This window comes from Hominiventricola sp., from assembly GCF_057604405.1.
In genome coordinates this window covers 125,325-152,083 of the sequence record NZ_DBLYVB010000002.1, presented here as the reverse complement: position 1 = coordinate 152,083, position 26,759 = coordinate 125,325, and the positions used below count along the sequence as shown (strand labels likewise).

Below are 26,759 nucleotides of genomic sequence, written 5' to 3'. Positions count from 1 at the left end.
GAATTACAGCCGTTCTACTTTTCTTGCAAATACCGGCCCTATGGTCTGTTCATAGAACTCATGATATTCTTCAAACACCATGTCCTGTCCGTCTGTCAGAAGTTCCATTGGTATCTGGAACAGACAGACCTTCACACCGGTCTCTTTCATGCCGTTTCGAAGATAAAACTGTTTTCTTCGGATCCGCAGCTTCTGTCCAGGTCCTTCCAGTTCAGAAAGTTCGATTTCCAAAAAAAACCGCCTTCCTTCATAGCGCTTCTTCAAAAGTGCCAGTGCTTCCGTTCCCAGATTCTGCCCCCGAAAAGATTTCTCGATGGCAAAATAATCTAAAAGCACCATATCTTTATATAATACGGTAATGGCAAGCCCCGTCAGCTTTCCTCTTTCCCGGATCGCCAGAAATTCCATAATGCCCTCTGACGCCTTCTGTTTCATCAATCGAAATGGTTTCCGCTCAGATTTTGGAAACGCTTCCAGATAAATTTTCTTGATCTTCCGCAATTCACGGGAGGTTGCCTTCTCAATCTGCATTGCTTATAATTCCCTTCTCATCAATCTGAACCGTTCCCGGCTCCATACTTTCCATATGACTGCGCCAGTCAGATACTTCCTGCTCATCCGTCAGAAGTCTCGTCACATGCTGCTCCTGTCTTGCCGGAAGCAGCTGCACTTCGGTATGCTGTTCCTCATCATTTCCATAGAAATGAAGCTTTACCAGCACCGTATCCAGTGTCTTTTCGTTAAACCAGTAGTTTCCCAGACTGTACAGAATCGGTTTTCCCTCATAGAATTCCATTCCCTGCAGGCAATGAGGATGGGCGCCAAGCACCACATCCGCACCTGCATCCACAAGCGCTTTTGCCCCTTCTGTCTGGGCAGTTTCCAGCGTTTCACTGTATTCCGTGCCCCAGTGAATATAGGCAATGACAATGTCTGCCCGTTCCTTTGCTTCCCGCACTTTCTGAAGTACCTTCGTCATATCATAACACCGGAACACTCCTGGCGTCTCTTCCTCTGCTTCCGGAGTCAAAATATATTTTTCCGCCCTGGTAGCTGATACCACTGCCACCGTGCGTCCGTCAATCTCTGTATAAAACGGTTCTTCTGCTTCCGCTGCATCCGTCCCTGCTCCGGCATGGGCAATTCCGTTTTCATCCAGAATAGAAAGGGTGTCCAGGAAAGCATCTGTTCCATAATCATAAATATGGTTATTTGCCAGATTTGCCAGATCCACACCCAATTCTTTCAAAATCTCTGCCCGCTCCGGTTTTGCCCGAAAGGTATATTTCTTGCCCGCCATAGGCGCACCCCGGTCAGAGAGGCAGAATTCCAGATTCACACAGGTCAGATCTGCCTGCTGCATCTCATGAATGAGCTGCGGATCAATGCAATCACAAATTCCATTCTCCTGCTGCCCATAGAATTCCATCGTGTTCCAGTCATCCGCCAGATTGATATCCCCAGCAAAGGCACAGGTAAAATCATAATCATGAAGATCTGGCGTTTTCGCCATTTCCGACGTTTCCGTTTTCTGTTCCGGTTTCTCCGCATCATCGGTCTCTGCCTGAACCTCTTCTGTCTTTTCTGGCAGCTCTCCTTCCGCCATTTCCTTCTGCTGCCCGCTGCATCCGGCGAGTAACAGTGAAACAGCTAACGCCAGTCCTGCCTGTTTCCAGAGTTTCTTTCGTTTCACGCCTTCATCGCCTCCAGAACCGGAATCAATCCGCTCAGATCATCAGCCACTGCTTCCAGATATTCTGCGGTCTCCGGCATTGGTTCTGCCAGATCCGGCACCATCACCACATGACATCCTGCCCTGTGAGCAGATAATGCCCCATTATCGGAATCTTCAATCGCCAGGCAATACTCAGGATGCTCACCGATCTGCTCACAGGCATAGAGATAAACATCCGGCATGGGTTTTCCATGAGCCACTGTAGTCGCACAAACAATCCGGTCAAATTTCTCATAGATTCCGATACTGGATAAATACTGTTTTGCCCGCTCCGGATCTGTAGCGGTCGCTACCGCAGTTTTATATCCATTGGCATGCAGATAATCCAGAAATTCATCCACACATGGTTTTTTATCAACTCCATGCTCCGCAATATAATCTCTCATCAACTCTTTCCGACGGCTTCGGATCGCTGCATAGTCAAATGCTTCGCCCATCAGTTTTTGAAAATGTGGTACCGCAAATTCAGCCGCCAGACTACGAATTCCAAGAAGCTGTTCTTTTGTGAGCATATAACCATATTCTTTTGCTGCCTGCTGCCAACAATCAAACAAATGCCGTTCCGTATCGATCAGCACACCGTCCATATCAAAAATCACTGCATGAATCATCCTTTGTTCTCCCCACATAATTTCCAGATCATATCCACCAATTCCTGAATTCCTTCTCCAGTCTTTGCCGACAGGTAAATCCGGTTTTCCTGGATTCTGGGAAGAGTCATCTTAGATCCATCTTCCTGCATTCTCAGATCTGATTTATTATATACGTAAATCACCGGAATATCTCCGGCTCCCAGCTCTTTTAATGTCTCTTCCGTCACTTCCCGCTGCTGCCTGCAGGCTTCATCAGAATAATCCAATACATGAAGCAGAAGATCTGCCTCTCTTGCTTCCTCCAGTGTAGAACGGAATGCTTTTATCAGTCCCGTGGGAAGCTGATGAATAAAACCTACAGTATCAGATAAAAGGAATTCTTTTTGCGGTCCGGTATGAATTCTCCTTACCGTCGTATCCAGAGTTGCAAACAGCATATTTTTTTCCATGACCCGTTTGGATGGGTCTCTGGAATATTTATCCAACATACTGTTCATAAGGGTGGATTTTCCTGCATTGGTATAACCCACCAATGCCACTCGTGGAATTCCACTGCCCTGACGCCTGTTTCTCTGGATCTCCCGCTCCTTTGACACCTGTTCCAGTTCCCGGCGCAGCTCTGACATCCGTTTTTCAATCCGTCGGCGATCCAGTTCCAGTTTCTTCTCACCGGCACCTTTATTAGAGATGCCGCTTCCGCCGCCCTGACGGCTCAGCGCTTTGTGCATGCCGGTCAGTCTCGGCAAAATGTACTGAAGCCTTGCAGATTCCACCTGCAGTCTTGCCTCTCTGGTTCTCGCCCGGACAGCAAAAATCTCCAGAATCAGACTGGTCCGGTCTAAAATAGCGCAATCCAGAAGCTGTTCCAGATTGCGAAGCTGGGACGGTGATAACTGCCGGTCAAAGATCACCACATCCACAGGGTGCTGTTCCAGAAATTTCCTTACTTCCGAGAGCTTTCCTTTTCCCATGTATAATGCCGAATGAGGACGTTCCATATTCTGAGTAATCTGCCCTGTCACCTGCATACCACAGGCCTCTGCCAGATTCCACAGTTCCTCCATGGATCGTTCAAAATCCTCTCCATCTCTTAATTTTACTCCTAAAAGCAGCGCCTGCTCCCGCGGCTCTTCTCTCATGCTTTTTCCGTTCCTTTACTGATATATGCTTTTAAAAATTCATACATTTCTGTTTCTGTAGGCGGACATCCTTTCAGACTGTGCCGGAATTTGGAAGTACAGCTTCCTACTCCCAGTTCTCCGGTCTGTCCGCGATACCCCTGCCCAATACAGATCTTTTCCGGAAAATCTTTTAAAAGGCCTTCCCGATCCAGCATGTCCAGCGCCGGAAGAAGGTAACCATAGCAGGCGCTGCAGGACTCTACTTCCTGTGCGATTTCTGCCAGCTTCATGACTCTGTCCTTATCGGCCTTCCCCATGGGATGAATGGGTTCATTCAGTTCCCGAATTTCCGCATGGGTGAGATCCGTGCTGCCCGCGCCAAGCTCCTCTGCCATGGTAACATAGGGCACTTCTTCTACCTCATAACCCAGAAGCTGGCAGACATAAGCATCCATGAGCACCGGATCAACTGCTGCCATGAGACGATCCATCTGGGTTGGATTTCCACCATCCTCAAAGCTTAAATCTCCGCAAATACTGTCCACCAGAATAAAATCCTGATGGATACCAAGGGCCAGATGAGCAATAGGACGATGAAGTCCTTCCGCATGAAATCTTCTCTTCTCCCTATTAGGAAGTAACCCTTTCATATTCTTCAGTGCACAAGTAATATGGGTCTGGCAATGTCCTTTCATAACCGGCACATTGATCATAAAATCCACTTCCGTGGCACATCGACACAAATGCAGTTCCATCCCACCGCAATCCTTTGAAACTGCCGGCTCCTTCTGGGCATCAATAAGTTCCACTCCATACTGCTCTGCCAGCCGGTCATAACCACACACCTGAAAAGATTCCTCTGTCCGGTCTCCCACCCAGGATCCTTCCATGATCCGTAAATGACGGAATCCGTGCTCCTGCAGATACTGAAGGAGGCCTTCCACCACTTCCGGGTGGGTTGTTCCGCCATCCTCTGCCGGAACCGGAGCTACCAGATTCGGTTTAATTCCAATGATTTTCCCAGAATCCCCGATCATTTCTGCCAGCTGCGCTTCTTCCAGCAGTTTTTTTGTCAGCTCCATGTATTCAGTCCCATATAGAATCAATATTTCATTTTTTTTCATGACTGTTCTTTCAAAAACTCCCGCAGTTTCTCCGTAACACTTTTACAAGTATGGGACGCATGAGGAATGACATCCGGCTTTGCATGCTCCATGGCATAACTGTTAGGAGTCAGTTCCAGCATGGAAATATCATTCTGGTTATCACCGAACACCAGCAATTCCTCCGGCTTCCATCCTTTTTCTTTCAAAATTGCCTGCAGCGCCAGTCCTTTTCCGGAGTTCTTCTGGATCATATCCAGCCAGTCATTGCCACCCCACACAAAATCCGCGAAATCACCATATTTTTCATTTAGTAATGCACGGATGCGATCTACATGTTTCGGAAAATCATAGATATACATGGCAATTTTCACGATCTGGTCATCAATCTCCGAAAGCTCCTGAAACATCTTGGTTTTATTTCTCAGCACATTTACCATCTGATTTTCAAACCAGTCTGACCGGGGTTGTATGTAACATGCTTTCACACCGGAAAGGCAGATATCTGTCTCCGGAAAACTCATAATATCCTCTGCTATTGCTATTGCTTTCTCATGGGGTACTTCCAGAATATACTGCTGCTGTTCCTGCGCCATGGCAAGGGCTCCATTTTCGCACACAAAGCCAATGCGGTCCGCATAAGAATCAAACAGCCGCCGGACATTTGCATATTGTCGTCCAGTAGCTACATAAAACTGGTATCCCCGGTCCAGAAGTTCTGAGAGTACCTCAAAAAATCCAGGCTCCATCTCCTGCGTTCCTTCCGGAATCAGCGTTCCGTCCAAATCGCTGGCAATCATTTTAATCATCATTTTCTCCTTCTTCAATCATGGTCCGGATTTCCTGCATGCGCTGATCCACACTGCTGATGATATCCGCACATTTACGAAGCTCTCCTGCGATCATCTCCGGATTCTTGACATTCTTTTTGTATTTTAATTTGTGATCCACACTGGCCCAGAAGTCCATGGCAATGGTACGGAACTGTACCTCCACCCGCATATTTTTCTTCTGGTCAGACAGAAAAATCGGTGTCTGAATAATGAGATGCAGACTCCGGTATCCATTTTCCTTTGGATTTTTAATATAATCCTTTACTTGCAGTACAGTCAAGTCATCCTGGGCTGACAGCATGCTGGCCAGATAATAAATGTCTTCCACGAAGGAACAGATCACGCGGATTCCCGCCACATCATTTAATTTATCCTCAATATTTTCTACAGATAGTTCATAACCCCGGCGATGCATCTTCTCTATAATGCTGGCGGGCTCTTTTACCCTGCTCTTAATTGACTCAAACGGATTACGCTCATGGCGCAGGGAAAATTCATCATTTAATACATTTAATTTCGTCTGAATCTCCCGGATGGCACAGCGGTATTGCATAAGCAGCGTCTGAAAAGACTGCGCTTTCATGAGCATGGACACCTTCTGTTCCTGCGTCAATTCCTGTAATATTTCCATTCCTTTTTCTGTATTCAGTCTCGACATCGTTGTCATTTGATCTTCCATTTTATTTACCCTCTCTTTAGGCATGCTTCCTTACATGCTCCCCCAGTTTTCTGTATAATGCTTCTCTCCGATCCTTCTTCACCGGAAAGCTTTCTCTGTATTTCCTGATCTGATTGTCAATTTCATACACAAAAACAGCTTCTTCCGGAATTGCTTCCTTTCCGGACAGGATGTTTCGTTCTGCCTGCACTTTTGTTCCATCCGGGCGGTACAGCACACTGTCACCGGAATAGTATTGTCCACCCATGCTGCCTGCACAGTTTATCCCGACAATATACACCTGATTTTCAATGGCTCTGGCGCGAAGCAGAGTATCCCAGTGGTCTCTTCTGGCTGCCGGCCAGTTGGCAGGCACCACAATCAAATCTGCTTTCTGTGATAATATCTGAAATGGTTCCGGAAAGCGCAGATCATAGCAGATCTGTACCCCAATCTCAAACCCTTTATAATTGCACAAAGGAAGTGTATCTCCTCCTGTGAAATAAAGACTTTCCTCTCCGTAACTGAAGGGATGAAGCTTCGCATAGTCTAAGAGTTCTCCCTCCGGTGAGATGATAGAATAATGGTTTTCACAGGTTGTTCCCAGATCTTTAACCCAGCCGACACCAATAGCTATATCATACTGTCTTGCCAATTCCCGGATCTGACATACAGTCTCTTTCTTATTTTCCTTCGTTTTTTCCGTGTTCATGGAAAACCCGGTTAGACTCATTTCCGGCATAAGAAAAAGATCCACGTCCGATAGTTGTTTCAGGCAGATCTTCAGTTTTTCCATATTTGCCTTTTTATCTTCCCAGAAAATTTTCAGTTGTCCCAGTGCTATCTTCATTTTCAGACTGCCTCCCTTTGAACAATCATTTTTTATTTTACCATGTTGTACACGATTTGTCGATTTCCGTTTTGCAACTATGTTCAGTTTATGGTATACTGGCAAAGATTGATATAACTACTAAATTGGAGGAAGTTTTATGGAACATCTGTATATACCAGAAAACTATCAGTCTGAGTTATCCCTCTACGACACCCAGATTGCTATCAAAACGGTAAAAGATTTTTTTCAGCAGACGCTGGCTGAGCAGCTTTATCTGCTCCGTGTCTCCGCGCCGCTGTTCGTCCGCCCGGAATCAGGACTGAACGACAACTTAAACGGCGTGGAGCGCCCGGTATCCTTTGGCATTAAAGAGCAGGACGACCGTCCGGTCGAGATCGTTCACTCTCTTGCAAAATGGAAACGAAATGCGCTGAAACAGTACGGTTTCCACGTAGGCGAAGGCCTTTACACGGACATGAATGCCATCCGCCGCGATGAGATCACTGACAACGTGCATTCCATCTATGTAGATCAGTGGGATTGGGAAAAAATCATTCTGAAACAGGACAGAAATGTGGAATATTTAAAAGAAACTGTCCGTAAAATTTACAAGGCACTGAAAAAAACAGAAAAATACATGGCTATCAAGTATGACTATATTGAGGAGATTCTCCCGAAGGATATTTTCTTCATCACCACCCAGGAGCTTCTGGACCTGTATCCGGACTGCACCCCGAAGGAGCGCGAGGATCGGATTACCCGCGAAAAGGGCGCTGTCTTCCTGATGGAGATCGGTGATAAACTGACCACCGGCGAACCCCACGACGGCCGTGCACCGGACTATGATGACTGGCACTTAAACGGTGATATCCTGGTATGGTACCCGGTTCTGGGTCATGCACTGGAATTATCCTCCATGGGTATCCGTGTGGACGAGGATTCCCTGGCACGCCAGTTAAAGCTTGCTCACTGTGAGGAGCGCGCAGAGCTTCCGTTCCAGAAAGCCATTCTGGAAAAGCAGCTTCCCTACACCATCGGCGGCGGCATCGGTCAGTCCCGTATCTGTATGTTCTTCCTGCGGAAAGCACATATCGGCGAGGTACAGGTATCCGTATGGCCGGATGAGACCAGAGAAGAAGCTCTGAAGAACGGCGTCGTACTTTTATAACATCTGCCATGCAGTTGAAAGAAGGTTTTTGTATATGAAAGAAAGAATGACCCAGAAAGACAGAGAGAAAATTCAGGCGGAGATTGATCACCGGAAACTGGTGCTCCGTCCCCAGATTCTGGATTCTCTGAAAGAGGCGCGGGCCCAGGGTGATTTAAGCGAGAACTTCGAGTATTACGCTGCCAAGAGAGAAAACGGAGCCAACAACAGCCGTATCCGCTATCTGGAGCGGCTTTTGAAGAACTCCGAGATCGTGGAAGACAATACCACATCCGATGAAGTCGGCCTCAATAAGACCGTTACCGTCTATATCGAAGAGGATGATGAATGCGAGACCTATAAGATCGTCACCAGCATCCGTGGTAATTCCATGAAAAATCTGATCAGTATTGAATCTCCGCTGGGAAAGGCTCTTCTTCACCATCATGTGGGTGACAAAGTCATGATCCCGGTCAGCGCGGATTACAGCTATGAAGTCATGATCCGTGAGATCAAAGATACCAGTGATGAGGAAGATGACGGCATCCGGGCATTTTGATGTCATAAACATTCGCAAATAACAGAACAACAAAAGTGACCGATTGTGGACGTTACAACATTCACAATCGGTCACTTTTTATATTACAAAATTTGACGATTAGTGTTTTACTAACGAAAGCAGCGACTCCTCAATCCGCTTCACTGCTTCCGTCACAAATTTCTTCCTTGCTTCTTCATCTGCCAGTGCAACAGCGGCATCATTCATAGCTTTAAAATCCGGTACTTCCGGGCTTTCTTTGACTGAACCGGTGGGAAGATACCGCCAGACTGCCCACCAGGCGGACTGATCTGCTTTTGCAACTTTCAGAATCTGCTCCACGCAGTTTCTCGTCTCCTTATCATAGTCATCCACCTGATTTCCCAGTCCTTCTTTTGAACTGGATGCCGGATCAAATACACAGAATCCAGCAAACAACCGATTATCCACCTCAATGCGAAGCCAGAGCTGATAGGTCCTGATCATGACCGCATCTTTTACAATGTAATTAATTCCCGGATAGGTGGTATATGCATGGTCATAAAAGGTATCCACCTGTGCTTCATATCCATACCAGCCTATATTCTGCTCCCGTTCCAGATGATATTTCTGCTCCAGCGGTTTCATCTGTGTCACAAACTCTTCCATCACTGAACGCAATACCTGTTTTTTCGCCAGATTCAGAGAATCTGCGATCTGCATGGCCGCCCGCAGGGAATCTGCGGAACCGGCAATCTCCTGTGCTGTCATATCTGTCATATTCTCCCTGGTAATTCCTGTAATCGTTCGAATCGTATCAATAAATTGCGTAAGCAGGGGTTTCATCTCTTCCCTGCTCACATTTCGACACTGTTCCAGCCAGTGTATAATATGCTCCTTAAAGGAAATACAGATCAGATCTGCCTCCGGCACCCGCTCGGTTCCATCAGACAGGCTGTAAGCACTCGGCATGGTTCCAAACCTGGTCAAATAAATAACTTTTGTCTGCGGATCTTTGGCTCTGCTGAACCGATAGTAGTCCAGACACTGCGCCTTCTGCTCACCAGCCAGAATCTTTACTTCCACCGGAAGGAACTGCCCGGCAGTTTCTATGACCAGATCAATCCTGCGATCCTCGTCAATCAAATATTCTGCCGTCACCACTGCATGTTTTACAACATCCGAATTCACCGCCTGCCAATGGAGTACTTCCTTCAAAAAGAGTTCCAGATATACGCTGCCCATTCCATGCTGTCCTCTGGGATTCAGAAGATCCGCCAACACCCGGCAGATCAGCACTTCTTTCGTCTCAATCCCCAGTACCGAGAACAGGTTATAGGAAGTATTCTGCCTGCACGCAGCGGCAATCTTTTTCACACGCACCAGTAATGTGTCGTCCATCGTCTTTCCTCTACACAGTAATATCCGCAAATTCTCCCTTGCAGGCTTTCTTCAAATCTTCCGGTTTTAATTCCAGCTGGCTTCCAATCCGTCCGCCACTGACAATGATCTTATCGAGATTTTCCGCCGCTGCCGCAATCCGGGTAACAAACTGCTTTTTCATGCCGATGGCGGTACATCCGCCACGGACGTAACCTGTAATGCTGTTAATATCTTTCACATGCACCATGGCAAGGGATTTCTCACCTACTTCGCGTGCCGCTTTCTTCAAATCCAGCTCTGCTTCAATGGGCAGCACGAACACAAAATAATTTTTGCTGTTTCCTACGGTTACCAGCGTCTTATATACTTTCTCATGAGGCAGATGAAGCATATCTGCCACCTGAATTCCATCTACAAATTCTTCACACTCATAGGTGTGTGCCTCATACGGAATTTTCATGCGGTCCAGCATCCGCATCGCATTGGTCTTTACTTCTTTTGTCTTGGACATGGTCCCATTCCTCCAGTCTTTTCTATCCCCCAGAGCATAGCACACATCCCTGAAAAAATCCATATCTTATATGGAAACCAGAAAGGAGGGTTCTTATCCTTGAGTACTGTACTGGAAGTCAGCGGCGTCTCCTACTCCTATCACACGCTCTCCGGTGAGACGCCTGCTTTGTCAAATATTACCTTTTCCGTACCGGAAGGAGAGTTTCTCGCCATTGTCGGTCCCAGCGGCTGCGGAAAATCCACGCTTTTGTCCATGATTGCCTCTTTGATGGAACCAGAAAGCGGTACCATCTCCATCCATGGAGCTCCGGCTTCCATGAGCCGCCAGCGTATCGGTTATATGCTTCAAAAAGATCATCTTTTTGAATGGCGCACCATCTATAAAAATGTAATTCTCGGGTTGGAAATCCAGAACCGGATGACAGAAAAGAATTTGGAGCATGTAGAACAGCTGCTCCGGGATTATGGACTTGATCAGTTTCGAAATGCCAGACCTTCCGAACTGTCCGGCGGTATGCGGCAGCGGGCAGCACTTATTCGCACCCTTGCTCTGAATCCGGACCTTCTGCTCCTTGACGAACCCTTCTCGGCTCTGGATTACCAGACCAGACTTCAGGTTTGCGACGATGTTTACCGGATTATCCGCAAAGAAAAAAAGACCATTATTCTGGTCACTCACGATCTGTCAGAAGCCATCAGCATGGCGGACCGGGTCCTCATTCTCTCCCACCGTCCTGCAACGGTGCAGGAAATTGTTTCCATCCACTTCGCCGATTCCGGTCTTCTTCCCATGGAGCGGAGACAGGCTTCTGAATTCAAGCAGTATTTTAATGAAATATGGAAGGAGCTGAATGTCCATGGAAGTCCCTGAAACTGTAGTTACTCCTTTACAGCAGCAGTATCTGAAAAAACACCGACAGCATCACCTGTTTGTGGCTGCCTGCCGTTTTCTTGGATTTCTGCTGATTCTGACTGTCTGGGAGCTGTCCAGTGATTTTCAACTCATTGATTCCTTTATCTTCAGCAGCCCCCTAAAAGTTGTCCGCACCATCGGAACCATGTGGACAGATGGCTCCCTGATACGGCATACCGCTATTACCCTAGGCGAAACTGCCGCGAGTTTTATACTGGTCATTCTCTTCAGTTTTCTCACCGCCACACTGCTCTGGTTCTTTCATTCTCTGTCAGAAATTCTGGAACCATGGCTGGTCATCTTAAACAGTCTCCCAAAATCCGCCCTGGCTCCACTTCTCATCGTATGGCTGGGTGCCAGCATGCGGACCATCATCGTGGCGGGCATGTCCGTGGCCATCTTCGGAAGCATCATCAGCATGTATACCGCTTTCTGTGAAACCGATCCGGAAGCCATGAAACTAATCTATACCCTGGGCGGCAACCGGCTGCAGGTGATGACTCATGTGGTCTGTCCCTCCAGCCTCCCCTCCGTGATAAGTATCCTGAAAGTCAATATCGGACTTTGCCTGGTAGGTGTCATCATCGGTGAATTTCTCGCCGCCAGAGAAGGACTGGGCTATCTCATCATCTACTCCAGTCAGGTATTCCGGCTCGACTATCTGATTGCCGCACTGATTATCCTGTGCGTGATTGCGTTTTGTCTCTACCAGCTTATTCAAAAACTGGAGCATCAGATACGGAAGTCACGGCTCTCATAATCGCCCGTTCCATAGCCTCGGCCATGAGAACTCCCGTGGTATTGATATCGGCCTGCACAGTGCCGACGGAGGCTGCATAGATGGTATCGCCGTCCGCCATGGTTCCCACCGGGCGGATGCAGCGGGCATAGGCATTTCTGGTCATAGCGGCCAGCTTATTCATCTCCCCCTTGGTAAATTCTCCATTGGTAATCACCACGCCGATAGTCGTGTTGGAATTGAAGAGAGTTTCCCGCTTGCTGATCGTGTAGAGCGCCTCCCGGCTGTCGGCAAAGCCGGTACCCGCTTCGTTCTTCAGACCAGCCAGCTTCTCACCATTTTCCGGATTGCAAATATCGCCCAGTGCATTGACCACCACAATGGCTGCCACACGAAGATCTCCCACTTCAAGTGCACATACGCCAAGTCCTGATTTGCTGGAACGTTCCATTCCGTATATTTTTCCAACCGTTGCACCGATACCTGCACCTATGCTGCCGGACAGCGCTTTGTTATGCTGCAGTGCATCCTCGCAGGCTGCATAACCCATGGCTGCATCCGGACGGATATCGGCTCTTTTATAACCCAGGTCATAGATACAGGACTGGCATACCAGCGGAACGCGGGCATATCCGGTGTCAAAGCCGAAACCGTGTTCTTCCAGCCAGTGCATGACACCGTCAGAAGCAGCCAGTCCATAGGCGGAGCCGCCGGATAATACAATGGCATTCACCGGATTGTCTGCCGTCAACGGAGAAGCCAGCGGCGTCTCTCTGGATGCCGGACCACCGCCGCTTACATCCACGCCGGCTCTGGCTCCTTTGTCTTTGTCAAACAACACCACTGTCACACCGGTACCCGCTTCCTCATTCTGTGCATTTCCAATACGGAAGCCATCCATCTTTTCGATCGGAAATTCTTTTGCCAGTCCCATGGTCAATCCCCCTTCTGCTCTATGTTCCTGTTTTATTTATGAAGTGCCGTTCCCAGTGCGCGGGAAATTGCTCCTGCCAGCAGGAAACATACAATGGCCTCAATGGCTCCCTGCACACCTACGAATGCGATGACAAATGCAAACGGATTGGTAACGCCGAATGTGCTTACAAATCCCTGAATATAATCTGTATTGTAGAAAAATACAACCAGTGAGCTCATAAAGAACAGAGTGTTTAACAGCGGGCATGCAAGACTTGCAATAAGATATGCACCATTTTTCATGTTTTTATGAAGCGCCTGGAAAATCAGACCACAGAGCAGTCCTTCCAGCACACGGGGAATGATACAGGTAATTGCCGTTCCCAATGGATTAATACTGAACAGCATGGTTCCAAAGGCTCCCATACCGAAGCACTGCATAAAGCTGGTGATTCCAAAAGCCAGACCACAGATGGCGCCGCCTTTCGGTCCTAAAATAATGGCACCGACTGCAACCGGTACAGTTAAAAAAGTAATGGAAAGACCCATGGTCTGGAAATATCCCAGCGGTGTAAATGCCATGATGAAAATAATGGCTACCATAAGTGCCAGTTCCACCATAAATAATGTCTTCTGTGAATGCGTGTTTTTCATTTTTCTCTCCTTTTGTCCAGTGAAACGGCGCAGCAAAGGCAAACGTCCCCTGTCTCCTGGCTCCTGTTTAATTTCTGGGGAAAATAAAATGAACGAAACTTCAGAAAAACCGCAGATTTGCGGACAAACAAAACACAAAATCCAAAAGAGTCTTTTTTCATAAGTTGCCGCCTGTAAGGTCAGCACTTTCTTCGTCTCTTTTTGCATTTTCTGTCTTTAGAATCACAGATGTCTTACATGATGCGTTTTCCTGTGGAATAACGTTCTTTTCTACTATAGCACAATTTTTTCATATGGCAAGAAGTTTTTTGTGCTTTCTCATTGACTTTTTTCCTGTCCGGTGCTATATTTCAATTAGATGTTTAGATAAATGTCTAATTATTATCTGTAAGGAGGTATCTCATGGGTTTTCAGGAAAGCTTCAAAGCCCTGTCCGATCCCACCAGACGGGAGATCCTGAATCTGCTGCGAACAGGCCCTCTCTCGGCCGGAGAACTGCTGGAACATTTCTCTATGACCGGAGCATCCCTCTCCCATCATCTGTCCATCTTAAAAAACGCCGGACTCATCGATGATGAGAAGAAGGGAAAATTTATTTTCTATACATTAAACACAAGTGTACTGGACGATATCCTGAACTGGATGATGTCTTTAAAGAAAGGAGATTCCAATGAAGAATCCTAAACTTCGTATTTTAAACTATGTGATTCCGCTTATCACTCTGCTTGTTTCTATTGTCTGCTATTTTCGGCTGCCTGACCAGATTACCTTAAGCTGGGATTTAAACGGCGCAGCCTCCTACGAAGCGAAATGGCATTTATTTCTTATGAGCGGTATGGGACTTGTCATCGCAATCCTGTTCGACATACTTCCCCATGTGGATCCGAGAAAGAAAAACTACAGTAAATTTGAGCATTTTTACGATCAGTTCTGTATTTTTATGCAGCTCTTTCTATTCGGCATGACCGCTGTCACTCTGGTAGAGAATTTCCGTCCGGGAACTGTCAATATTCCACTGGTAATTACGATCGCCATCGGTATTCTGTTCCTCTTTATTGGAAATGAACTGCCGAAAGTGAAAAGCAATTTCTTCATGGGCATACGAACTCCATGGGCTCTTTGCAGCGAAGAAAACTGGCGCAGAACTCACCGTCTGGGCGGAAAATGCTTCTTCACGGCAGGCATCATCCTGATCCTGGCAGCCTTTCTCCCCAGTCAAAAACTGGTCTTTGGCATTATGTTCGTACTGATTATGGTGGCAAGCCTGGTTCCCACCCTTATGTCTTATCTCTGGTATCGTAAGGGAATCTGATTTCCGCAAAAAACTCCGACCAGACAACAATGTCCGGCCGGAGTATCTTTTTACTCTACACCAAATCTTTTTAGCAGCTTCGAAACCATATCTTTTGGAATCGGAAGTGCAAATCCATGGGGATTAATCATATATGCTTTCGCATCTTTTACCCAAAACTTTTCCAGTTCCTTGAACGGGATCTGAATGGAACGAAGGTTTTTCTTATCTTTTGCATACTTCTGGAATTCCCAGACATCGGTAAATACCGGGAAGAAAATGTCCCCGCTCTGATGTTTCAGATAGGGAAGTCTGCACTCTTTTAATTCCAGCTTCGGATCACGCTCTTTTCCTTCTGGTGGAAGCACTGCCAAAAACAGCTTGCTCTTTACCAGATTGGAAGAAAATTCCTCATCCAGTTCTCTTAAGTGCTTCTGATCTACCAATTCTTTTTTCTTACGTGCTTCCTGCATAAGATAAATACCTGTCAGCTGCAGATTCGGCTGATACAGCGGATTTTCACTTACTTTCTTCTCGAAATCTTCCGGCAGTACTTCTTTGATCTCAATGCATGCTTCCTGTCCTTCTGCCGGATGGAAACAGATTGCGTTTATACCAAGGAACGGCAAGGTTCCCAGATGCTGACGCACCTGGTTCAGATACATTTTCTTCATCTCACCCTTCGGCTCCTTTGGATTCGCCGGTACCTGCACCTCTACGGTCTTCAGTTCCAGAATCCGGACGCGGATTCCCTGCTCTTCCAGCTCTTTCTGCATTTTCTCGGCAGTTTCTTTCTTCTCAAACAGATGCACCTGGTCATTGTAATCCACTTCCTCACACTCTGCATAGGGCATGTTGGTCAGTATGGAAATGAAGGCATATGCCTCTTTCAGGTTATTTACCGCATTCACCGCAGTCTGCTTCTGTTGATTTCTGTATTTGTCAATATCGATTGCCATGTTTGTTCCCCACTTTACTCGTTATATACCAGAGCCATCATTACCAGCTCTTCGTCGGAATTATTTTCCATTCCGTGGCTCTGACCGCATTCGATGATACAGACATCCTCCGGGCCTACCGGAATACGGCTTCCATCATTGTCAATAAAAACGCCATGACCCGAAAGGATATAGTAGGGTTCTGTATCTCCCACATGCTGATGATATCCTACGCTGCTATGAGGTGCCAGCACTACCTTTGCGTACATTTTTCCATGACCGCGTAATTCTTCTGCTGTTACGATATGATGAACTTCTGCCGTTCCTTTTCCCCCGCGCAGGCCTTCTACCATTTTTACTTCTGTCTTACGAACCATTTTCGTTCTCTCCTTTATCCGTCATTCATGTCCGATGCTCTGCTTTAGCACCGCATCACTGCATTTATTGTACCATATTATTTTCACATCCGCCACCCGGAATTTTCTCCTGCTCAGCCCTCCAGCAGATTCAGGTAATCACCTTTATCAATATGCATCATGCTGATCTGATTCTGAAATCTACGGAACCCATAGACGCAATCTACGTTCTGGATGAGAGACTGTAATCTCTCATCCGGGACGCATACAATAAGCTGCAGATCAAGCTCTCTTGCATAGCGCAGGCAGACCTCGCTTCGCTCCTTATCCATCTTGGAGAATGCCTCGTCCAGTAATACCAGACGCACTTTGGAATCCCGGCTGCTCTGCTGCATATAGAGCATGGCAAATCCGGCCAGCAGCGCTACGTATTTGGGGTTTTGTCCCTCTCCACCGGAATCACGTCCCGCCATCTCATCCACATGATTCTTTCTGACAGATCCGTCCTCATCCTCCACGCGCTCATACATACTGAAGGTCAGATAATTCCGGTAATCTGCATACTGTTCCATCTCCTGCCGCTTTGCATTCAGATTCTGGGCATCACCCTCCTGGGGCGGCATAAACTTTTCCGTGAGCAGGTCAATCTTATCTTTGTATTTCATATAAAATTCATCTTCCAGAAGACTCATCTGACCGTCAAATCCGTTATTATCCAGCACCTTGCTGTCCAGTTCGCTGGCCATAAGCATTTCATAAAACTGCCCGTTCTCATTATCCGCCGGGCGGATCTCAATTTGATAAGTACTGTCCGAAAAACGAATCCTGGAAAGCAGACGGTTGATCTCTCTTGCATGGCGGTATGCCGCTTTGATTTCTCCATGAATGGCCGCAATGACGTTGTCCCGAAGGCTTGTATAGACCTGATCGCACTGTATCCGGAATTCTTCCTTATACTGTGGTTCGTAATCCCTCCGACACTGTTCCAGGATCCGGTCGTAGGCATCATTTTCCTTCTCCACACCAGAAAGACCATAGGATGCATAGATTCGGTTGAAGTCCATTCTGGCACGGGAACGGTTTTCCTGTTGTTCCTGCTCAAGTTCCTGTAAAGAAGTTAATTCTCTGGTCATCCGATTGCGGTAGCTGGTTTCGGACTGGGTAAGCAGCTGCTCACTGACTTCTGCTGCCAGCTCTTCATTTTCCACAAATCCTTCTGACAATGCCGCCAGATTTTCCTTATATTTCTTTACATCAGATTCAATGCTTCCCTGCACACGAATATGTTCTATCATCTCTGTCTGCAGCATTCCCACTTTCCGGTTCTGTTCCTGCTGCTTTGCGATCAGTTCTTCTTTCTGTGTTTCCAGCTGTGCTGTCAGACTGCCGTTTTGAAGCTCACGGATCTCCTGCTCCAGCTTCTCCTGTTTCTTATAATAACGCTCCAAGTCTGCGGCTGCCTGAGATAACTCCAGTACATGCTCCGGCTCCATGTGAAGCATTTCAAAATTCAACGCTTTTTTCAGGCTTCTGCAAGTGGAAGCATACTCTTCCAGTTCGTTTTCCAGTACATTCACCCTGTCGGAAAGCTCCGTCATTTTTGTACGGGACACCTTCGTTCCGATGCAGGCTCTTAAAGTATAATCTTTCTCTCGCAGATGGCGGAACATATAATTACTGTAAGAATAGCAGTCCGGTGTCACACCGTCACGCACTTTGGACAATTCCTCTAGAGACTCACATTTTACGGTGCGTCCAAGATACCGTTTCAGACAGTCGTCTACAAAGGATTCTTCTGCACGAACCGCTTCATAGAGAGTTCCCGGCTGTGCCTGAGGCTGGTCTTTCAGAATTGCCTGGGTATTAATCAGATCCACTTCCTGGAACTTCTTCAGGCGGCGGAACAGATTTGCCGCATCAAGGGCATATTCCGGCGCTGTCACCAGACTGTATTTCAGACGACCCAGCCGTCCTTCCACCGCATTCTTCCATTTTTCGTCGGTGACGTCAAAAAGATCTGCCAGAATGTAAACGGGTGCTTTCTTTCCATAGAGATTGGAAAGAGCGCTCTCCAGCTGGGTTCTGGCCTGCCGGAGATTCTTATCATAAGGCTTCCGATCATGCTTCAGCTCATCAAGAATCTCTTTTTTCTCTTCCAGTTCTGCCGACAGTATGCGCTGCCGTTCTGTCAGATCCTCTAACTCTTCTTCCACATTTTCTCTGGCTTCTTCCAGACGCTTCTGAAGTTCCTTACAGTTCTCTTCCGTGACCTTTCCTTTGCGGAATTCATCCAGAAGCTGCAGGGCAAAATTACTCACATAGCCGGAAACTGTCTCCTCTGTCTCCCACGCGCTTAAATCATCCAGCAGTTTTCTCCACTGACGGCTGTTTCCGGAAAGCAGCAGAACCGTATTTTCAAGTTCTGTCAATTCCTTCTGTTTCTGTCCGTAATCACTGGAGCGAAGAGCTGCCTGAACTTCCACCAGTTCTGCAGCCAGCGTTTCCGATGTTTTTTCTTCCTCTGCCTGCTGTTTCTGAAGATTGGCAACAGCTTCCGTCTCTTTCTTCAGTTCCTGGGTTCTGGTCTCCAGATGAGCTCTGGTACTCTCGATCTCAATATATTTTAACACTGTTTCTGCATGGACCATATCTACACGGGTCTTTATAAGGCCTTCGTGGCTCTCCCTGATCTCACTGAGCAGACGGATTCTCCTCTCCAGATCCTCCACGCGCTCTTTGATCTCCCTGTAAGCCCCCAGCTGTTCACTGATCTTCTCGATGGCGCTCTCCCGACTCTTCGGGAACATATAATCCTTAATAAACTGACCGGTACCGTTGGTCATCCGAAGAGCGATAGCACTCTTTTCCATAGTCATCAGACGCTGTGCATCCACGGAACCTAAGATCACTTCATAAAGGGTGTTCACATAGGATTCTCTGGACGGATAGAGACGGTTCACTTCTCCTCTTCCCCGATTATCCGGACTGCTCTTTCTGGCCTCACAAAGTTTCTTCATCCGCCCTCTGGAATAAGGAATCCCTCCTTCTTCCAGATACTCATCCTCCGGCATGGATCCGGAGTGGCTGAAAAAGGTATATTTTCCATTGATATCCGTATCGGCTTTGCCGATCTCAAAGAGTACTCCAAAACAAGTAGTAATACCGTTTCCCGTATCTTTGATTTCCAGCACCAATGTGGAACCAAAGTCCTGTCCTCCGCGGTTGGCTGTGCCATCCTTCTGCTCTCCGCGGAGATAGCTCATAACACTTCTCCGGTTTTTTGCATCATCTGCTGCCTTATTCAGGAAGGAAGCGGACATGCTTCCATAGAGCACCACCTGAATGGCGTCCATGACTGTTGATTTTCCCGATCCGCTCTTTCCACTGAACAGATTCACATATTCATGAAATTCCATCATTCGATGGCTGATTCCGCCCCAGTTATTCAGCAGCATCCGGGTTATAATCTTCTTCGCCTGCTTCAACTTCCTCTTCCTCCCTGCTTTCTGCTTCCTGTACTTCTTCTCTGTATTTCTCCACCAGACGGTTCATGTCCAATGCCGAACAATACAGATTAATCGTTCCATAAATATAGATGGGGGTCTCATCGTCCACATCACGGACAGCACCCGGCACGTCGATCATCTGATGCATTCTCATAAGATACAGTGCCTCTCTCCATTCTGCCGTGGTCAGTTTTCTCGTAATCAGATTGGTATCTTTTCCGTATTCACGCATTTCCGGCAGATTCGTCACCGTAGCATGAAGACCTTCTCCCAGCACTTTATCCCGGTAGATTAGTTTCAGAATTAACACCAGCAGCGTTGTAGTGATAGACATACGCTCCACTGCGGCTCCTTCCCCGGCCAGCCGGAAAATACGTTCCTGCGGGTCATGGATCAGTTCACATCCAAGTACGGATACATAATCCTCAATAAATGCCCGGTGTTTCGCACAGGTCTGATATCTCGGGTTATCCCTTGGCGTCAACGTCGCCGGATCATATTTGGTCTGGAGAATGCAGGTCTGCCGGAACAGATCCCGGATCGTCCGTTTTACTTCTTCCGCTTCCGACAGCGAAAGTTCTTCTAAATATGTACTCATGCTTTTTCTTTCTCCTCTTCTGCATTCTCTATGGTAAGACCTGAGAAGGTAAGTCCTCCCTCTCCCCGGATCTCGTCGCCAATGGCAATCCGTTGAGCATCATCCTGCCGCTCGGTAGCTTCCTGCCAAATAAAGAACAGTTTTTCCAGATCTTCCACGGAATGTATTGCATCTTTTGTAACAGAAAAGACGCCATTCTTTTCATATTCTTTTCGGAAAGACCGGATCTCTTCTTTTGTATACAGAGGCTGCAAAATAAAATCTTCCATCTCGCCGGAATCAGCATTTGCTCCTGCGGATACCGATACCGGCTGAAATGCTTCTTTTTCCATATCCCTGGGTGTGTAAAAACTCTTCTCTGTGATTACCCGATAAGGAGAAGTGACACCCATAGAGGATGCCAGTTCTTCCAGGATCTCTTCCTTCCGGCTGCTCCGGTTCAGAAGATTCACAAGCTGCAGTGTCGGATCCTCTTCTGCAGAACCTTCCCTCAAAATATAGCGAATTCTCGCCGCTGCACGGCTGGCAAAGACCGTCTTTTGCTCAATGAGCCGATTGTATCTCCGTTCAATGCCGTCAAACTCCCTCTCGATTCTAAGCAGAATTTCTGCCGCTTCATCATCAATCTCAGGATTGCTCATATTCTGGTCGATCAGTTCTTTTACGGCTTCTTTGTAACGGTAAAAGCTGTCCGTAGTCGTCAGAATCGCATATTTCTTACTGTCACTGTTATGAATTTCCCGGATCAGTACCTCCTGAATACCACGAAAATCCTTCTGTCCTGACAATTCATCAAAATACCCTCTCATGCCTTCCTGCATGGCTGCCAGCATCTGTGACAGCTTTCGGGAAGTACGAAGGGCACTTCTCAGCATCTCTGTATTTTTTTCCGGGTCTGCGCTGTAGGTAAAAAGATAGCTATACACAGCCAGCACACTCTCCCGTTCCTCACTGTCCTCTTCCACGGATAATTTCTGAAACAGCTCCACATAAAGCTGGCTGTACTCAGGAAATGAAACTACATAACTGTTCAGCGTCTCATCAAAGTCCTGTCTAAGCCATCCCCACTCTTCAAAATGCCGGAGGCAGACCGCTGCCATATTACTTCTGGTCAGAAGACTTCCTTCCTCATCAAAACGTTCCTCACTCCAGTCAATGGTCGCTGATGCCAGCTGTTCATTGATGATAGCCCGGCACTCCTGCTCGGTAAGTCCCAGCGCAGAATAAGACCGGCTGCTCTCCTCATAGATGGCCACCAGAAATGCTATATAATACTCCATATATTTGCTTCCGAAAAGCTTATAAAAGTCTTTCGGAATCCGTTCTAACAGATTCATTTGTATAAACTAACCTGCCCTTCTTCCATTCTCCATTAAAACTTTATTATACAGGGATTTCAAGAAAAAGAAAAGGCATGCCTTCACAATTTGTAAAAGCATGCCTCCTGTCATCAGCGTCCCATCTTTCGTCTGTGAACCAACCGATATCTGCGAGGTGTGATATTATATCTCATTTTGAACTGACGATGAAAATAACTTTGATTTTCATAACCCACATTCAACGCAATCTCCTCCACAGGAAGATTCGTGTCTATGAGAAGCTCTGCCGCCCTCTCGAACCGTTTCTTCATGAGCAGTTCCTGGAATGTGTTTCCCGTTCCTTCTTTAATTAACTTGCTCAATGCCGGAAGACTCAACTGAAAATCCTCTGCAATCTGACTTAATCTTGCCGTGCGGTACTGCAGCTCTATGTATTTCTGCGTCTCATTAATAATAATTGATTTATAACTCTGGGATGAATTCTGCGCCACACGATCCATATGCTCACTTAAGTATAGAAAAATCAGTCCCATAGTATACTGGCTGATCTCGGAATTCTTACTGCCATCTTCATCACAAAGAGACACTGTCAGATTCTCTACCAGATTTTCCAGCGCCCGCTGATCATTCAGATGGAACATGAGATATTCCGGTTTCTTACTGTTCTGCCGGAGCATATTGGTCAGGAAATCCGTAATAAGACTTTGTTTCTTCATCATTTCCAAAGGTTTTTCAAAAAAATCCGGAAGTGCCGCCAGAATCAGTGCTTCATTTTCATTGCCTGTTGGTTTTACACGATGTTCCACATACTGGTTCATAAGCAGAATATCCCCTTTTTCCTGCACCAGTTCCTTGCCATCGATCTCTGTGACGATACGTCCTTCATAAGCATAAATAAATTCAATAAAGTTCTGTCTGTGTACCGGAAGTTCTACGCTGCACCCATGAAGGGTTACAGAAGCCGCCTGACGACCCTGCAGAAAATCCTTATAATCCATTACCGTATCTTTTCCATTGCTGCCATATTTCTCTACGATCTTTTTCCAATGTTGTGCAGAATTCTTTCGCAGCTCGCTGATCATTTTCTCATCCACAATGATGTCACCCCCAAAAAGTTGAATTATGAGATTATCAACCAGATTGCCCTCCCGGTTATTTTATCCCCAGACCCCCAAAATGTCTATAGATTACTATAACAAAATAACAAATTTCTTTTAAGGTTCTCATTTATGGAAAAAACTATCTTTTTTTGCATTTTCTTTTTTTCCCATAAAATATAGTGCAAATTTCGTCTTGACAGCACCCGGTAAACAATGGTACTTTTTACAGAGAATTTCATCTACAATCTTAAATGAAGAGGTGCAAAACATGCAGGAATTAAAGCCGATCAAAGAAGGTAAAGTACGCGAGATTTATGATAATGGCGACAGCCTTATCATGGTTGCTACGGACCGCATCAGCTGTTTTGATGTGATCCTGCACAACGAGGTTACAAAGAAAGGTACCGTTCTGACACAGATGTCCAAATTTTGGTTTGATATGACCAAAGACATCCTGCCGAACCACATGCTCTCTGTTGACGTGAAAGACATGCCGGAATATTTCCAGCAGCCGAAGTTCGAAGGCAAATCCATGATGTGCCGGAAACTCAATATGCTTCCTATTGAATGCATCGTCCGTGGTTACATCACCGGCAGCGGATGGGCAAGCTACAAGGAGAACGGTACTGTCTGCGGCATCAAACTGCCGGAAGGTCTGAAAGAATCCGACAAACTGCCTGAACCTATCTACACACCGTCCACCAAAGCAGAGATCGGTGATCACGACGAGAATATTTCTTTTGAGCAGAGCATTGCTCATCTGGAGAAATATTTCCCCGGAAAAGGCGAAGAATATGCAACACTCCTGCGTGACAGCACTATTGCATTATATAAGAAATGCGCTGAATATGCGCTGAGCAAAGGCATCATCATCGCAGATACCAAATTTGAATTTGGTCTTGATGAGAACGGTAATCTGGTCATCGGTGATGAGATGCTGACTCCGGACAGCTCCCGTTTCTGGCCAGCTGAAGGTTATGAACCAGGTCACGGACAGCCGTCATTCGATAAACAGTTCGCACGTGACTGGCTCAAAGCTAATCCGGACAACGACTGGACACTTCCGCAGGAAATCGTGGACAAGACCATCGAGAAATACCTGCAGGCATACAAAATGCTTACCGGAAAAGATTTATAAAACCAAAGTGTCAATCCGTGAAAAGGGACTGGGAAGTTCCTTTCACGGATTGACACTTCTTTTTATTCACAGCTGGTACAGATCCGTTCCATGATCTCATCTGCCTTTTCAATATCGATGGAGGAATAATTCATCACATACACATTTTTTTCTTTCGCTGTTCCATAATAATAACTGGAAAGTGGTACTAACCGAATGCCTTTCTCTCTGGCATTCGCTATTACCTGTTCCTCCGGCAGATCAGTCTTAATATGCATCAGGAAATGAAGTCCTGCCTCTTCTCCTGACACAGTCGTCCGGTCTTTCAGGCGGCTTCTCTTTAAGGCTTCCATCAGAAGGTCCCTTTTTTTCCGGTAATGGTTGCGAAGGCGGTTCACATGAGTTTCAAACTTTCCTTCTTCAATAAAACGCGATAACGTATATTGTTCAAAATTTGAAACCGTACAGGAATAAAAGGACAACTGCCGATAAAATCGCGTCATCAGTTTTTCCGGCAGAATCATATAGCTGATCCGGACTGTGGAACATAACGTCTTGGTAAAAGTATTCATGTAAATAATATGGTTCGATACATCCATGCCCTGCAGAGTCGGAATGGGCTGTCCACTCAGACGAAGCTCACTGTCGTAATCATCTTCAATAATATATCGTTCCTCTTTATCAGCTGCCCATTGAAGCAATTCCGAACGTCTGCTGACCGGCATGACGATACCTGTCGGATACTGATGGGACGGTGTAATATGAATAATATCCACATTCTTCTCTTCCAGTTCCTGCACCAAAATTCCTGCCTCATCCATAGAAATCCATTCGCAGGGCACCCCATAGCTTCCATAGATCTTTTCCAATTTCCGGTAGCCCGGATTTTCCACACCGTAGACCTTATCATTGCCAAGAAGCTGAATCAAAAGTCCATAAAGATACTCTGTCCCGGCTCCCACAATGATCTGCTCTGAACGAACAGACATACCGCGAAAATCCCACAGATACCGGGCAATATTTTCCCGCAATTCAGAAATCCCTCCACAGGGAGAGTTCTTCATCAGCTCCACCCGGCTGTCACTCAAAATCTCACGTACACCTCTTGACCAGATAGTGAAGGGAAACAGGTCTGACGACGTCTGATTGCTGGAAAAATCTGCAAACCAGGCAATCTCTTTTACAGGCAACGAAGCTGCCTTTTCCAGAACCATTGCGTGATCTTTCGTCTTTAGCATCCCCACATCCGCAATATAAAATCCTTTTTTCGGCACGGAATAGATGTAACCTTCTGCTACCAGCTGGGCATAGGCATTTTCTACAGTGATCACACTGACCCCCAGATTAGAGGCAAAGATTCTCTTAGAAGGCAGCTTCTCTCCCGGTTTTAGAGTTCCCCTGATAATATCTTTTTTAATACATTTGCACAAATATTCGTAGAGGGAGTCTGTCCCTGCATTCATCAGATTATAAGTTATCATGCACGTTCTTTCTCTTCCCTGCTAACTTTTTTCACGCAGTAAAAGCAGGTCGGCGCAATATAACAGCAAGCTGTAACCCATGCTGTCTGATCCGCAAAACAGATCGCTGTAAAACCGAATGTTCCCACAAAACCAATGCTCACAATGGTTCTGGCAATCATCTCCGTCACGCCGGAGAAAAAGGCTCTGCTGGAATATCCAAGTCCCTGAGTGGTCATACGGGTAATATTCAGAATACCAAGGGTCCAGAAGAAATATCCCATACAACGGAGATATTTTGCCGATGCATCCAGTACCTCCACCGCATCACGGCTCACAAAGATCATGGACAGGGTCCTTCCTCCGAAAATCATCAGTATTCCCGCCAGCAATCCGTATCCAACGCCTGCGGCAATTCCTTCTCCTAAACCTTTCTTAATCCGGTCGTACTGTCCGGCACCCAGATTCTGGCTGCAAAATACAGATACTGCTGTTCCGATGGCATCAAACGGACACATGGCAAACTGTTTAATCCGCATACCTGCCGTGAATCCAGATACATAGATACTGCCCAGTCCATTGTTGGCAGATTGCATCACCATACTTCCAATCGCAGTAATGGAATACTGCAGTCCTGTAGGAAGTCCCATGGCCAGAAGTTCTGCTGACACTGCCCTGCTTCCCTTTCTGTGTTCTTTTGCCAGCCAAAGAATCTCTTTCTTTTTTGCAATAAACACAATACAGAGAAGTCCACTGACAGCCTGTGCCGTAATCGTTGCAATGGCAGCCCCCGCACATCCAAGGTGCATTACAAGAATACAAAACAGATCCAGAAAAATATTCAGAATAGCAGAAAATGCCAGAAACAGAAACGGTGTCCGGCTGTCCCCCACTGACCTTAAAATACTGGACAGGTAGTTATACATCAGCGTAAACGGAAGTCCAAGAAAAATAATCAGAAGATATGCATAGGCATTCCCATAGATGTCTGGCTGCACCGACAGAATACGCAGAATCCATCCGCACAAAAGTACACAGGCTGCAGTCACAATCGCTGCTGCGCAAGCCGTCAGTAATGCCCCGTTATATACGTACTGTTTCATCTTATAATAATCCCCGGCGCCAAAATATTTTGCAACCGGTATTCCAAATCCGGCACAGATTCCAATACAGAACCCCAGAACCAGAAACTGCACACTGCTGCTGGCTCCCACACTGGCCAGTGCATCTGCTCCCAGTGTCTGTCCGACAATGGCAGCGTCAATAATATTATAAGTCTGCTGCAAGAGATTTCCAATCAAAAGCGGCAGTGCAAACCGCAGCATGGATTTCAACGGACTTCCATTTATCATAGATGTAGACATCTTTTTCACCTCATTTGTTTTTGACATATGCTATCTGATTTTAGCATATTCCTT

27 protein-coding genes are annotated in these 26,759 nt (G+C 46.5%); 7 read left to right on the top strand and 20 right to left on the bottom strand.

The genetic code is table 11. The features are described from left to right. Positions 1-3: 3 nt before the first annotated feature. Genes ACZMB2_RS02830 through ACZMB2_RS02795 form a run of 8 tightly spaced genes read right to left on the bottom strand, consistent with a single transcriptional unit; the run spans position 4 to position 6,893 of the window. A complete protein-coding gene (locus tag ACZMB2_RS02830; protein WP_487595415.1) occupies positions 4-531 on the bottom strand; it encodes a GNAT family N-acetyltransferase in 528 nt (175 codons plus the stop codon). Further along, positions 521-1,693, bottom strand: coding sequence for a CapA family protein (locus ACZMB2_RS02825; RefSeq protein WP_487595414.1), 1,173 nt, complete (start codon positions 1,691-1,693; stop codon positions 521-523). Before ACZMB2_RS02825 ends, ACZMB2_RS02830 begins: the two co-directional genes overlap by 11 nt. Then, positions 1,690-2,346 carry an HAD family hydrolase gene (locus ACZMB2_RS02820; RefSeq protein WP_487595413.1) on the bottom strand — a complete coding sequence of 219 codons (657 nt, stop codon included), beginning with the start codon at positions 2,344-2,346 and terminating at the stop codon, positions 1,690-1,692. Before ACZMB2_RS02820 ends, ACZMB2_RS02825 begins: the two co-directional genes overlap by 4 nt. Beyond that, complete coding sequence (gene hflX, locus ACZMB2_RS02815; protein ID WP_487595412.1) at positions 2,343-3,467, bottom strand: GTPase HflX; 1,125 nt, start codon at positions 3,465-3,467, stop codon at positions 2,343-2,345. Before hflX ends, ACZMB2_RS02820 begins: the two co-directional genes overlap by 4 nt. Continuing rightward, positions 3,464-4,573, bottom strand: a complete 1,110-nt coding sequence (locus ACZMB2_RS02810) for a DUF362 domain-containing protein (RefSeq protein WP_487595411.1) — start codon at positions 4,571-4,573, stop codon at positions 3,464-3,466. Before ACZMB2_RS02810 ends, hflX begins: the two co-directional genes overlap by 4 nt. Further along, positions 4,570-5,364 carry an HAD-IIB family hydrolase gene (locus ACZMB2_RS02805; protein WP_487595410.1) on the bottom strand — a complete coding sequence of 265 codons (795 nt, stop codon included), beginning with the start codon at positions 5,362-5,364 and terminating at the stop codon, positions 4,570-4,572. The genes ACZMB2_RS02810 and ACZMB2_RS02805 overlap by 4 nt, the downstream gene beginning before the upstream one ends. Then, complete coding sequence (locus ACZMB2_RS02800) at positions 5,354-6,064, bottom strand: GTP pyrophosphokinase (protein WP_487595409.1); 711 nt, start codon at positions 6,062-6,064, stop codon at positions 5,354-5,356. The genes ACZMB2_RS02805 and ACZMB2_RS02800 overlap by 11 nt, the downstream gene beginning before the upstream one ends. A gap of 16 nt (positions 6,065-6,080) precedes the next feature. Next, entirely contained in the window at positions 6,081-6,893 is an 813-nt protein-coding gene (locus ACZMB2_RS02795; RefSeq protein ID WP_487595408.1) for a nitrilase-related carbon-nitrogen hydrolase, read from the bottom strand. Positions 6,894-7,032: 139 nt separating this feature from the next. Between ACZMB2_RS02795 and asnA the strand changes: the two genes are divergently transcribed. Further along, the gene (asnA, locus tag ACZMB2_RS02790; protein WP_487595407.1) at positions 7,033-8,043 is read left to right on the top strand and encodes an aspartate--ammonia ligase; all 1,011 of its coding nucleotides are present in this window, start codon (positions 7,033-7,035) and stop codon (positions 8,041-8,043) included. A 34-nt stretch (positions 8,044-8,077) separates the two neighbouring features. Continuing rightward, positions 8,078-8,581: a transcription elongation factor GreA gene (greA, locus tag ACZMB2_RS02785; RefSeq protein ID WP_308459812.1), complete on the top strand. Its 504-nt coding sequence runs from the start codon at positions 8,078-8,080 to the stop codon at positions 8,579-8,581. Between the two features lie 99 nt (positions 8,582-8,680). On the opposite strand, the gene ACZMB2_RS02780 is transcribed toward greA, so the two are convergent. Both ACZMB2_RS02780 and ybaK read right to left on the bottom strand, forming a co-directional pair. Beyond that, entirely contained in the window at positions 8,681-9,940 is a 1,260-nt protein-coding gene (locus ACZMB2_RS02780) for a PDDEXK-like family protein (protein WP_487595406.1), read from the bottom strand. 10 nt (positions 9,941-9,950) lie between these two features. Then, the gene (gene ybaK, locus ACZMB2_RS02775; protein WP_308459814.1) at positions 9,951-10,433 is read right to left on the bottom strand and encodes a Cys-tRNA(Pro) deacylase; all 483 of its coding nucleotides are present in this window, start codon (positions 10,431-10,433) and stop codon (positions 9,951-9,953) included. Between the two features lie 99 nt (positions 10,434-10,532). Between ybaK and ACZMB2_RS02770 the strand changes: the two genes are divergently transcribed. Together ACZMB2_RS02770 and ACZMB2_RS02765 are read left to right on the top strand one after the other, a co-directional pair. Continuing rightward, positions 10,533-11,306: an ABC transporter ATP-binding protein gene (locus ACZMB2_RS02770; RefSeq protein ID WP_487595405.1), complete on the top strand. Its 774-nt coding sequence runs from the start codon at positions 10,533-10,535 to the stop codon at positions 11,304-11,306. Continuing rightward, a complete protein-coding gene (locus ACZMB2_RS02765) occupies positions 11,293-12,108 on the top strand; it encodes an ABC transporter permease (RefSeq protein WP_487595404.1) in 816 nt (271 codons plus the stop codon). Before ACZMB2_RS02770 ends, ACZMB2_RS02765 begins: the two co-directional genes overlap by 14 nt. Here ACZMB2_RS02765 and ACZMB2_RS02760 read toward each other — a convergent pair. Then, positions 12,062-13,021, bottom strand: a complete 960-nt coding sequence (locus tag ACZMB2_RS02760; protein ID WP_487595403.1) for a P1 family peptidase — start codon at positions 13,019-13,021, stop codon at positions 12,062-12,064. The genes ACZMB2_RS02765 and ACZMB2_RS02760 overlap by 47 nt on opposite strands. A gap of 32 nt (positions 13,022-13,053) precedes the next feature. After that, positions 13,054-13,656, bottom strand: a complete 603-nt coding sequence (locus ACZMB2_RS02755) for an ECF transporter S component (protein ID WP_487595402.1) — start codon at positions 13,654-13,656, stop codon at positions 13,054-13,056. A 402-nt stretch (positions 13,657-14,058) separates the two neighbouring features. Between ACZMB2_RS02755 and ACZMB2_RS02750 the strand changes: the two genes are divergently transcribed. Continuing rightward, complete coding sequence (locus ACZMB2_RS02750; RefSeq protein WP_487595401.1) at positions 14,059-14,340, top strand: autorepressor SdpR family transcription factor; 282 nt, start codon at positions 14,059-14,061, stop codon at positions 14,338-14,340. Beyond that, entirely contained in the window at positions 14,327-14,968 is a 642-nt protein-coding gene (locus tag ACZMB2_RS02745; RefSeq protein WP_487595400.1) for an SdpI family protein, read from the top strand. The genes ACZMB2_RS02750 and ACZMB2_RS02745 overlap by 14 nt, the downstream gene beginning before the upstream one ends. A gap of 50 nt (positions 14,969-15,018) precedes the next feature. Here the strand turns inward: ACZMB2_RS02745 and ACZMB2_RS02740 are convergent, their stop codons facing one another. From ACZMB2_RS02740 to ACZMB2_RS02715, 6 genes are all read right to left on the bottom strand, one after another. After that, positions 15,019-15,906: an SseB family protein gene (locus ACZMB2_RS02740; RefSeq protein WP_487595399.1), complete on the bottom strand. Its 888-nt coding sequence runs from the start codon at positions 15,904-15,906 to the stop codon at positions 15,019-15,021. Between the two features lie 14 nt (positions 15,907-15,920). Beyond that, positions 15,921-16,262 carry a cupin domain-containing protein gene (locus ACZMB2_RS02735; protein WP_487595398.1) on the bottom strand — a complete coding sequence of 114 codons (342 nt, stop codon included), beginning with the start codon at positions 16,260-16,262 and terminating at the stop codon, positions 15,921-15,923. Positions 16,263-16,375: 113 nt separating this feature from the next. Then, positions 16,376-19,726, bottom strand: a complete 3,351-nt coding sequence (locus ACZMB2_RS02730) for an SbcC/MukB-like Walker B domain-containing protein (RefSeq protein ID WP_487595397.1) — start codon at positions 19,724-19,726, stop codon at positions 16,376-16,378. Continuing rightward, positions 19,683-20,345 (bottom strand): DUF4194 domain-containing protein, encoded by a 663-nt coding sequence (locus ACZMB2_RS02725; RefSeq protein WP_487595396.1) that lies wholly within the window; start codon positions 20,343-20,345, stop codon positions 19,683-19,685. Before ACZMB2_RS02725 ends, ACZMB2_RS02730 begins: the two co-directional genes overlap by 44 nt. Then, entirely contained in the window at positions 20,342-21,682 is a 1,341-nt protein-coding gene (locus ACZMB2_RS02720; protein WP_487595395.1) for a Wadjet anti-phage system protein JetA family protein, read from the bottom strand. The genes ACZMB2_RS02725 and ACZMB2_RS02720 overlap by 4 nt, the downstream gene beginning before the upstream one ends. A gap of 113 nt (positions 21,683-21,795) precedes the next feature. Continuing rightward, positions 21,796-22,758 carry an AraC family transcriptional regulator gene (locus ACZMB2_RS02715; RefSeq protein ID WP_487595394.1) on the bottom strand — a complete coding sequence of 321 codons (963 nt, stop codon included), beginning with the start codon at positions 22,756-22,758 and terminating at the stop codon, positions 21,796-21,798. A 274-nt stretch (positions 22,759-23,032) separates the two neighbouring features. Here ACZMB2_RS02715 and ACZMB2_RS02710 point away from each other — a divergent pair, with 274 nt between their 5' ends. Then, complete coding sequence (locus tag ACZMB2_RS02710) at positions 23,033-23,902, top strand: phosphoribosylaminoimidazolesuccinocarboxamide synthase (protein ID WP_487595393.1); 870 nt, start codon at positions 23,033-23,035, stop codon at positions 23,900-23,902. Between the two features lie 62 nt (positions 23,903-23,964). Here ACZMB2_RS02710 and pdxR read toward each other — a convergent pair whose 3' ends face one another. Beyond that, positions 23,965-25,362, bottom strand: a complete 1,398-nt coding sequence (gene pdxR / locus ACZMB2_RS02705; RefSeq protein WP_487595392.1) for a MocR-like pyridoxine biosynthesis transcription factor PdxR — start codon at positions 25,360-25,362, stop codon at positions 23,965-23,967. After that, on the bottom strand, positions 25,359-26,705 hold the full coding sequence (locus ACZMB2_RS02700) for an MATE family efflux transporter (protein ID WP_487595391.1): 1,347 nt from the start codon (positions 26,703-26,705) through the stop codon (positions 25,359-25,361). The genes pdxR and ACZMB2_RS02700 overlap by 4 nt, the downstream gene beginning before the upstream one ends. Positions 26,706-26,759 lie beyond the last annotated feature (54 nt).